Origin of the sequence: Nostoc sp. (genome assembly GCF_041747015.1) — a bacterium.
In the GTDB taxonomy this organism is placed as follows: Bacteria; Cyanobacteriota; Cyanobacteriia; order Cyanobacteriales; family Nostocaceae; genus Nostoc.
The window spans coordinates 1-5,810 of record NZ_JBGTFY010000397.1 but is presented as its reverse complement, the minus strand read 5'-3'; the positions used below and the strand labels follow the sequence as shown (position 1 = coordinate 5,810).

Annotated in this window: 7 protein-coding genes; 1 reads left to right on the top strand and 6 read right to left on the bottom strand. The window is 41.8% G+C overall.

Annotated elements, in window-relative coordinates; genetic code table 11:
* Positions 1-61 precede the first annotated feature (61 nt).
* Both xseB and xseA read right to left on the bottom strand, forming a co-directional pair.
* On the bottom strand, positions 62-289 hold the full coding sequence (gene xseB, locus ACEW80_RS31110) for an exodeoxyribonuclease VII small subunit (protein ID WP_373530308.1): 228 nt from the start codon (positions 287-289) through the stop codon (positions 62-64).
* Positions 290-1,549 carry an exodeoxyribonuclease VII large subunit gene (gene xseA, locus ACEW80_RS31105; protein WP_373530307.1) on the bottom strand — a complete coding sequence of 420 codons (1,260 nt, stop codon included), beginning with the start codon at positions 1,547-1,549 and terminating at the stop codon, positions 290-292. It abuts the gene before it with no gap.
* Between the two features lie 125 nt (positions 1,550-1,674).
* Between xseA and ACEW80_RS31100 the strand changes: the two genes are divergently transcribed.
* The gene (locus ACEW80_RS31100) at positions 1,675-2,289 is read left to right on the top strand and encodes a Uma2 family endonuclease (protein ID WP_373530306.1); all 615 of its coding nucleotides are present in this window, start codon (positions 1,675-1,677) and stop codon (positions 2,287-2,289) included.
* A 146-nt stretch (positions 2,290-2,435) separates the two neighbouring features.
* On the opposite strand, the gene ACEW80_RS31095 is transcribed toward ACEW80_RS31100, so the two are convergent.
* The 4 genes from ACEW80_RS31095 to ACEW80_RS31080 form a co-directional block, all read right to left on the bottom strand.
* On the bottom strand, positions 2,436-3,458 hold the full coding sequence (locus ACEW80_RS31095) for a DUF3445 domain-containing protein (RefSeq protein ID WP_373530305.1): 1,023 nt from the start codon (positions 3,456-3,458) through the stop codon (positions 2,436-2,438).
* 202 nt (positions 3,459-3,660) lie between these two features.
* Positions 3,661-4,212, bottom strand: a complete 552-nt coding sequence (locus tag ACEW80_RS31090) for a methylmalonic aciduria and homocystinuria type D protein (RefSeq protein ID WP_373530304.1) — start codon at positions 4,210-4,212, stop codon at positions 3,661-3,663.
* Between the two features lie 305 nt (positions 4,213-4,517).
* Complete coding sequence (locus ACEW80_RS31085; protein WP_373530303.1) at positions 4,518-4,724, bottom strand: glycogen debranching protein; 207 nt, start codon at positions 4,722-4,724, stop codon at positions 4,518-4,520.
* Positions 4,725-4,824: 100 nt separating this feature from the next.
* On the bottom strand, positions 4,825-5,004 hold the full coding sequence (locus tag ACEW80_RS31080) for a hypothetical protein (protein ID WP_373530302.1): 180 nt from the start codon (positions 5,002-5,004) through the stop codon (positions 4,825-4,827).
* Positions 5,005-5,810 lie beyond the last annotated feature (806 nt).

Sequence of the window (5,810 nt, the reverse complement as noted above, 5' to 3'; positions counted from 1 at the left end):
GCGATCGCATCCCTGACAGTACACCAGGGGCAATCACGTTATCTAACAAATTTGAATATTTCTACTCATCACTCAAAGTTTCAATCAACAAATCCACCTGCTGCTGTCGCTGCTGCAAAAAACTTTCGCACTGACGCAAATACTCAACAGCACTTGCAAATTGCTCAAACACGGCTTCCAATTCCAACTCACCCGCCTCAATGCGAGTAATAATTCCCTCTATTTCAACAACCTTCGCCTCATAATTCCAACCTTCCTCAGAATTAGAAGCACTCTTACGTTTAACCATTCAACTCTCGGCGTCCTTGGCGTCTTGGCGGTTCGTTAATTCCATAACCTTCACTTTAACTCCACCCTGCCCCAACTGAATCAACAAATCTTCTCCCACAGCCAACTCTGCCGCCGAACGTGCGATCGCCCCATCTTCCCTTCTCACCACCGCATAACCACGCTGTAACACCGCTTTCGGGTCAAGACTAGCCAACTTTTGCCGCAACAACTCTAAATGCTGCGTTGCTTGCTGCGATCGCCCCATTGTTACTTGCACCAATTGCCGACGCTTCCAACTTAGCTTTTCCACCTCCTGCTGCACTTGTCGATCTAACCGCAAACGTCGCAAACGATTCCGCAATACTTGCAGTTTCTTTTCAGCATTTTCTCTAAAATCATCCACCGCCTCATGCAAAATCACAACTCGCCCCCGATGTTCAGCATACAACTCTGACAATGCCGGCACAACCACTTCCGCCGCCGCAGTGGGTGTATGCACACAAGCGTCTGCAACTAAATCTGCTAAAGATTCATCTCGTTGATGGCCAATACCAGTAATTATCGGTATAGAACAACAAGCAAGCGATCGCACCACTCGTTCATCATTAAAACAAGCCAACTCTTCAACCGCGCCACCACCCCGCGATAAAATTAGCACTTCGGCGCGGCCATCGTTTTTTACTCGCTCAATTGCTTTGACGATAGATTCCGGCGCTTGCTCACCCTGCACTGTCGCCGGAGAAAATAAAACGTGTAAACCTGGATACCTTTGTTTGAGGGTTTTTTGAATATCACCCCAAGCAGCCGCAGTTGGTGAAGTGACGACGGCGATCGTTTGGGGATGGATGGGGAGCGATCGCTTTCTTTGAGGATCGAACAACCCTTCAGCTAGCAAGCGATTTTTAAGTTGTTGATAGCGCAGCGCTTGTAAACCGACACCAGCAGGTAGAGTTTGCCAAACTGATAACTGATACTCTCCGCGTTGCGGATAAACGCGAATACTACCCAAAATGATGATCTGCTCACCGGGAACAGGCATTTGGGCGAGTTTTGGCAATTGGCTATTCCATACCACACACTTAATTCCGGCGGTGCGATCGGTATCTTGCAGCGTAAAAAATAACCCACTACGATGTGGGTTAGCACTGGAAACTTCGCCAGTTACCCAAACTTGCCGTAATTGTTGATCTTGCTCTAACAGCAAGCGGATATAGTCAGTTAATCCAGATACGGAAAGTGCTGTATTGAGAATCAGAGAGTCGGGAAGGTCGAAAGTCATCAAAGATGCCTAAAAGCATTTGTGCTGGAGTGATTCTAACATTTTTAATGAAAACCAAAGTTGAGCGTAAATCAAACTCTGACAAAGTTCTGTTGATAAAATAAAATAGATGTGGAGGTAAGATTATGACCCAAGCCTTGCCCAAATTACTCACCTTCGATGAGTTTAGCGAATGGTATCCTAACGATGGTAAACGCTATGAATTGCACAATGGAGTAATTATTGAAATGCCATCCCCAACTGGAGCGCATGAAAAAGTTGTAGGATTTATAGCCCGTAAGCTAACTGTCGAGTTTGATCGCCTGAACTTTCCCTACACTATTCCCAAAACTGCATTAGTCAAAACTCCCACTGCTGAATCTGCTTATTCGCCCGATGTGTTGTTATTAAATCTTGATAATCTCGACAATGAACCGCTTTTTGAAAAACAGTCAACAGTAAGCCTTGCAGCATCGGTTCCAATAGTTATTGAAGTTGTTTCAACCAACTGGCGAGATGATTACTACAATAAATTTAGGGATTATGAGGAGATGGGCATTCCTGAATATTGGATTGCCGATTATGCTGCGTTGGGTGCAAGAAAGTTCATCGGCAATCCCAAACAACCCACTATTTTTGTATGCGAATTAGTTGATGGTGAATATCAAATGACATCGTTTCAAGGCAACACCGCGATTTCATCACCAACCTTTCCCCAATTAAATTTAACCGCACAACAGATTTTTAATGCGGCGAACTAATTTTATCAAACAGAATTCAGGAGTCAGAATCGTAGGTTGGGTTGAGGAACGAAACCCAACATTTTCAGTGGTTTGTTGAGTTTCACTTTGTTCAACCCAACCTACGCAGTTTATGGTTTTTGACGCTAACCCAAGCGGATTGTTTTTTATCCGTCGTTTAGCCACCTCAAAATACTAGCTTTGCTCTCTACTAAGCCCTTATAAACCAGTGATTCTGATGTCATGGACTGAATCGCACCATAAAGCTTAGACCGTAAAACTGGGTCTTGTTTAATCAGTTTACAATCTCTAAAATAAGTACGAATGGTAAATAGCGCCGCTTCAAACTCTGGTAATCCCCAAATTACTTGGCGCTCAATTCGCAGGTAGAGCCGGGGATGATGGGAATCAAAGCTTCTACCTTGCCATTGGCTGACTAACACACCAGACGGCGGTTGGGGATGGTGATTGAGGCGGGTGTCGGTACTCAAACCCCAGGCAAAACGCACCATCGGCTTCTGAGTAATCATCGTATTAGCGATCGCATTCCCTCGCCGATTAATTTTTTCCATACCCGCCACAGCTGCATGAATTGTGGCAAAGTCTTTGCCAATCTTCTCTTCAGCTGACCAGTGGTTGGGATAGCAGAGATGAACTGCACTTAGCCAGTTGCTACCATTGGCAGAACGACAGATAATTGTCAGGTCTTCTTGGACTTGCGCCGCCAGAGCATCAAGGGTAGAGGCGTAAGTTGGAACAACTTCGCTACCCTGAACTTGCTGTAACTGCAACTCTGCATCTAAATAGAGAGTTTCGTTGGTGAGTTGACTATGGAATGTTCGGGTGTTGGCTGTTGACTTTTGGCAGTAAAAATGTTGTGGATGTTCTTGGATGAGGCGATTAATAATTAAATTAGCGATCGCACCTGCCACCACCTGAGAATAATTGCAGATTTGGTAATACTTGCTCAACCGTTCGCCACGAGCCAACAGTTTAGCTTGACGGTAGTGGGTGAAATTATCATCAATTTGAAATACCTGTTGATCAGCCTGAGTGTTCCCTAAACAGGAGCCAAAAGGCATCATCCCCGGCTTAACTTCATAGCGTCCGCTCATCAGGGGAAAGTAGTAAGCCGCACTATTAGAGGCTTCGACTGTCCTAGCTTCTTGGAACAAATTGTCTAGAGACATAGGTGCTACTATACGTCTTTAAATACTCATTTTTAACATATAGAACTCATATTTGATTTTTGAACAAACTCAGTACAACTCAAAGGGACTTCTTCCCTACTCCCCACTCCCAGCCTACGCAAATAATTTCAGAAATCAAATCGGATTGCTATACATAAAGTAATGAGGGAAAAATAACCAATGCCCAATACCCAATTAATAATTAATATTCTTTCCACCCATGCATAGCAGCTATGCCTTTAGTAGCCCATTCGATTACAATTGGAGGAGCTTCTGATATCAAAATGCTAGGATAAACTGCTGCACCCCAGTCGGGATGCACTAGCACACGACAACGATTTTTAATCACTGGATAATTGAGTAAAGCTTTAACAACAGCTGTGTCGTCGTGGGGAATTGCTCCGGGATTGGACAATAAAGGATAACCTGTACGAGGATCGATCAGGTCTGTTAGATAGCCGCGATCGCGCAGATTAAATGCTAGATCACAGCCAAACCTCATAAATTTTTCTCGCAAGCGTTCTTTTTCTGCCTCTATTTGGATCGTCCTTTCCACTAGTTGATAACGCGATTGCTGTAAGACAATCACTACCCGTAAAAATGGCTGTCGTTTCCAATCTGGTAATATCCGTTCGCAGTTGGCACAGATATATTGACTGGGGGGATGAATTGAAATTTGAACCGCTTGTCCCGTTTCGCCAACTAAATTAATAGGACAGCCTTGCTCCGAAGTGTAAACTGGGGGATAGTTCACTAAATTTATTCGGTTTATGCAAGTTTGTTAATTTAATCTCCGGTATAGATGATAGCTCTTAAGAGTTCATAAAAATCATCAATTTTCTATAAAATATTACTTTTAGTAGAAGCTATTGTTAATAATTCGGTAATCTTAATCCAATTTTTATACTTTATTAACCTGTTTTCATGGTGTATGGTGCGATCGGCATTGGCATTCGCCCAGCGTGTAGTAGACAAGCGATGCCTACGGTGGGCTACGCCTACGCTCCTAAAATATACCAATCAAAATCCCAAAGAATATCTACTTTTCATAGCACCAAATTAATTGAGTTTTAAAGAATTAACTGGCACTTCATCCCAAGAATCGACTGTCCGCAATCGCGCTACCCAACCTGCTGCCTTTTGGATCTCGGTCAAATTATTCTCAAAGGAATTATGACAATCGTTGGCTTGAGATTCATTACAACAGGCAATACAGGCGTGAATCATCCCAGACGGATCAATTTGCTCATTTACCCAAATAGTCATAGAGTATTACCTCAAAAATTTTAGCGAAAAAAGCTATTTGTTATTTTAGAACACTATTAGGATTGAAAATTAACAGCAAAATAGGTAAAAAGTATCTGGTTTATTTCATAAGCGCATAGGATTTATCTTCTCTTTTATGGCGGCGGTAGATTAATTCTATCTGTCCACCATATTCTAATACGGTTCGATTAAGGCTAAAACTCTTTGTAAAAGTCAATTTTTTTAACAAACCGCCAATTCGGTCGCCATTAATTGCGTAGGCGTAGCCCGTCGTAGACATCGCATCCGTATTACTTGTAAATGCAATCCTGATCTTAGCTCGCTGGGGCAAACGCGATCGCAGTATACACAGACCAGTTATCAGTGAGTCTCGCCTATGTGGGGATTTTCTGTGTATTGTTAGCTGCGTAGGCGTAGCCCGCCGTAGGCATCGCCTCTAGGATACCAAATCGCCTCTGTAGAATTTAATCAGATTGACTGTGTTATTTGTTGCTATCAGTCTTGTAGTATAACGTTGGATAAAAGTAATAGAACCTCAGACCAAAGCAGATTAATTAAATATCTAAAAATTTGACAACCTTATCAAAAGATTGTTCATTGCAATATAATCTTTAACTTAACTTAAATTTTATTATACAAAGATTTTAGCTCATCATCTAAAAAATCTACAAGTTTTATAAATATATCAAAACATTTTTCATTGGCCTTATAAGTCAATTCACATAGAATTTTAAATGTAAGTAGCACTGATAAAAAATTGGTTATCTAAACTTTAAAAGATAACCAAGTAACCTAACAGTTACTAACTAGTTTGCTAACAAAAAAACAACAAGAAAGTCATGTAGCAGACTTAACCTTGTCTATTTAATATTGCTACGCTAGCAAACTTTTTATCCTGATAAATAGGAGAATTAATTCCGATGGCAGATTCGATTGATAGTGGTAGCAATACTGCTCGGTTAAGGAAAATAAAGAGTAAAACAAAGAGAAAAGTGTTCGCGTATAGTTTCCGAGAACTAAAATTGAGAGACTTACTTTTTCTCTTTGAGGCTGTCGTATAAGTCAACCCAGTTTTGTCGAAGAGAA

Excerpts from the sequence above, each read along its gene's own strand:
- ACEW80_RS31080 (WP_373530302.1), bottom strand. The coding sequence starts at position 5,004 with ATGTCTACGACGGGCTACGCCTACGCAATTAATGGCGACCGAATTGGC.
- ACEW80_RS31095 (WP_373530305.1), bottom strand. The coding sequence starts at position 3,458 with ATGTCTCTAGACAATTTGTTCCAAGAAGCTAGGACAGTCGAAGCCTCT.
- xseB (WP_373530308.1), bottom strand. The coding sequence starts at position 289 with ATGGTTAAACGTAAGAGTGCTTCTAATTCTGAGGAAGGTTGGAATTAT.
- xseA (WP_373530307.1), bottom strand. The coding sequence starts at position 1,549 with ATGACTTTCGACCTTCCCGACTCTCTGATTCTCAATACAGCACTTTCC.
- ACEW80_RS31085 (WP_373530303.1), bottom strand. The coding sequence starts at position 4,724 with ATGACTATTTGGGTAAATGAGCAAATTGATCCGTCTGGGATGATTCAC.
- ACEW80_RS31100 (WP_373530306.1), top strand. The coding sequence starts at position 1,675 with ATGACCCAAGCCTTGCCCAAATTACTCACCTTCGATGAGTTTAGCGAA.